3 protein-coding genes are annotated in these 3208 nt (G+C 65.6%); 1 reads left to right on the top strand and 2 read right to left on the bottom strand.

All coding sequences use genetic code 11. The features are described from left to right. Positions 1 to 117 precede the first annotated feature (117 nt). Positions 118 to 1011 carry an RNA polymerase sigma factor gene (locus ABZU74_RS33945; RefSeq protein ID WP_355432855.1) on the bottom strand — a complete coding sequence of 298 codons (894 nt, stop codon included), beginning with the start codon at positions 1009 to 1011 and terminating at the stop codon, positions 118 to 120. Positions 1012 to 1376: 365 nt separating this feature from the next. Continuing rightward, positions 1377 to 2291, bottom strand: coding sequence for a protease inhibitor I9 family protein (locus ABZU74_RS33940; protein WP_355432852.1), 915 nt, complete (start codon positions 2289 to 2291; stop codon positions 1377 to 1379). A 288-nt stretch (positions 2292 to 2579) separates the two neighbouring features. Here ABZU74_RS33940 and ABZU74_RS33935 point away from each other — a divergent pair, with 288 nt between their 5' ends. Beyond that, positions 2580 to 3095: a pyridoxamine 5'-phosphate oxidase family protein gene (locus tag ABZU74_RS33935; protein ID WP_355432849.1), complete on the top strand. Its 516-nt coding sequence runs from the start codon at positions 2580 to 2582 to the stop codon at positions 3093 to 3095. Positions 3096 to 3208 lie beyond the last annotated feature (113 nt).

Genomic DNA, 3208 nt, shown 5'->3' with positions numbered 1-3208 from the left:
GATTCAGCGAGACCTGCAGGAACGGGCGGCAATGTCGTGACTATGCGCTATCGGCGAGCCGCGCATCGACCGTGTTGCGAATCCGCTTCTGCCGATGTTAGTGCGTTCCGATATTGATCACTCTGTGCGCAGAACGACGGAATGTTGCAAGTGGTCACTGCTGGTCGAGGCCCGGCGCTGACGCTGCCGGTCCACGTCCGGTGACTGACGTTCTATCCGGCAACTGCCGTCTTGGCAGGTCCTTTTGAGTCGGCCACGTGAGATCGTCTGGGCCAGGCCGATCGCCCAGCAGGTGGGGCAACCGCGCAAGGCCACCAGCCCGGCCGGGAACAGGATCAGGCTGATCGGGCCGATGACCTTGATCAACGCCACCGAGCCGATGAGCAGGCCGAAGCCCAGGATGCCGCGGGCCAGGTGCGCAGGCACGGATCTACTGGTGAACGAGTGCTGCATCGCAGTTCCTTTCAGCGATCTTGGCTGTCCAGTTCCGCGGACAGCAGCGCGGGCCCGGTGCAGCCGGGACTTCATCGCGGCGGTGCTCAGGCCCATCCGCTTGGCCACCACGCCGCCCGGCATGCCTTGGACATCGCGCATGACGAGCACACAGCGCTGGTCGGCGGGCAGCGCCGCGATCGCGGCGGCCACCCGTTCCGCCTCCAGCCGGCGCAGCACGTCCTCCTCGGCCGAGATCGTGGTCGGCTCGGCGGCCGGCCCGGCGCGCCGCACCGTCGTCCGCGCACGGCGGATGCACTCGTTACGGACAATCTGGAACATCCACGAGCTCAGCGCCGCCGCCGCCCGCAGCGTGCCGATCTTGCGGAACAGGACGATGAGCGCCTCCTGCGCCGCGTCCTCCGCATCCTGATCGCTCGCACACAGGGCGTAGGCGAACTGTTGAACGTGCGGATGCGAGGCCGAGACGAGCGCCGCGATCGACGCCTCGTCACCGGCCTGCGCCGCGGCGACGACCTGTTCGCCCGGCCACGGCGGCCTAGCCACGCGACCGGGCACGACGCCGCAGCAACACCACGCAACTGCACACCAGCAAGGCGACGGCCACACCAGCAACGATCCAGACAGTCACGGAAACCTCCCCCACGCCGGTCCGGCTGACCAGCACTCCCATAAGAGTGCTCAGCGGGCGAAAGGATTCACGAATCCTTTCCGGCTCCGGACCCTCTCAACTTCACACCCCCGGCCGACCTGTCGAAGAGCCACCGGCTGCGACATCGGCCCAGCGGCATCGCGCGAGCATCCGCTTCTGCCGCCGACAGCGCGTCGGAGACGACCGGATCTGGCCGAGAACAGTGCATCGTCGGCTGCAAGCGCATTCCGCCCATCGTCGTGGCGGAGTCAGACGTCAGCCAGCCGCACGATCAGCAGTCCAGCCCGGCAGTCCCATTGTCCTCGATCTGCACCACGTCGGGGTCCCGGCGCAGAGCTTGAACCTGAGCGTCAGTCATGTCAGCGGAGAAGCTGTTGATGAAGTCGAACACTCTGTTCGGGGAGACCCCGGCTCGCGCGGCGACGGTAAGCGGATCACCGCTGCAACGAACGAGGACTATGTACTCACCATCGACGCGCCGTTCCTGTGGGGCACGGAAATGCGGTGCAAGCCGATCGGGGTCGGACTCGATGCGATCGATGTCGGAGTCTTCGGAAAGTGCCGGGACCCCGGCCCTCGGCGACTGTTCCAACTGCAGGCCGGTCAGCCTGGCGCCGAATCCCCAAGAGGCGACGATGCGGTACAAGTCGTCGGGCGAAATCTGGTGCCGACTGAGTATTTGATAGGGATCGGTTCCCGGCTTGACGATGACGAGGTAGTCGTTCTCAGCGGAGCGCCTCGCATACCGCGCCTCCAACGAGTGCGGCTCGGGTTTTGACTCGTTCTCGATGGCGTTCAGCATGGCGGTGGGGTCGTAGCCGCGCTCGCGCGCCTTGATGACGAGATGCGCCGGAGGGCGGCGGCGCAGCTGCGCGTACGCGACCGTCCCCCTCGACTTGTGCATGTCTTCGAGGCTCAATTCGTCGAGCGGGTGCCAGGGCTGATAGGCGTTGGGATATTCGGCCCGCAACGAGTCATGGTCTGCCGGCAGATCCTGCACCGCGATCCTGATCGAACGCACCGAGCGCGTCGGAAGACTCGCCGACCCGCCAGCCGGATCACGGACGAAGACGAAGTCCGGTGTCATCGTCACGAAATGGGCCGGGTACGACCGAACCTCGCCATCTTCCTGCTCGATCTCCACGATGTACGGCAGATACACCGTCGGATCCGGCCACTCCGTCATCAGTGCCTCCCCTGTGAACCCCGTTGCGACCGGTTGGCGGTGGTGGTCACCGACCGCTCCGCTTCACCAGGAAGCCCATCACGGCGGATTTCGAGCGAATTTTTCAGCGGTCTGCCGCACGGACTTACCCGATGACGTAATCATGCTACGCAGGCGCTCTCATGCCGCGATCCGCGCGCTACGCAGCGTCACGCCGAGCTGGCCCGGTTGCCGTCCGGACGTGCCGAATAAGGGCGTCCGGGTGAGGAGGGTCGGTGGGAGTTTGAGCGGCTCAGTGAGAATGCCGGTATGCCGCTGACGAACCCTTGGCTTGCCGGTCCAACTCCTGATCGAGAGCTGCCGCGCGAGCAGCTCGAAGAACGCATCCTGAATCTGCTGTCGACTCACAACCTCGCTGTGATCGCCACCGTCAACAAGGACGGCAGCCCTTCCGCGACCCCGGTGCGCTACTACAGCCTGGGCTTCGAGATCTTCTACACCAGTTGGAATGCCTCGGTGAAATCCCGGAACCTCAAGCGCGACCCGCGGATCTCCGCAGGGATCGTCGCGCCCCTTGTCGGACAGTCGAGCAGCCGCGGGGCGCAGCTGTTCGGCAGGGCACGGACTCTTGAGCGTGACGACCCCGAGGTTGAGCAGTACTGGGAGGCGTTCCGGTGGCAGTCGGACCACGTTGAGCAAGGACGCTCCCTGAGGGAGCCGCCCACCGACCCTCTGACGATCATCACCCCCAACCGCATCCTTTACACCGAGCACTGGCTGCGACGTGCTGGATACCGACCCCGGCAGACCTGGCGCCCTGCATAGGCTCTGATACCCGCTTCTGCCGCGATCCGCGCGCTACCCAGCGTTACGGTGAACCGGCGCGGTCGACGCTCGGACATAGCCGAAAACAGTGCGTCTGGCCACACGTCATGGGG

The sequence above is a fragment of the Micromonospora sp. NPDC005171 genome, from assembly GCF_040608575.1.
GTDB lineage: Bacteria > Actinomycetota > Actinomycetes > Mycobacteriales > Micromonosporaceae > Micromonospora.
The sequence above is the reverse complement of the archived record's forward strand: the minus strand, read 5'-3'. Positions and strand labels throughout refer to the sequence as shown.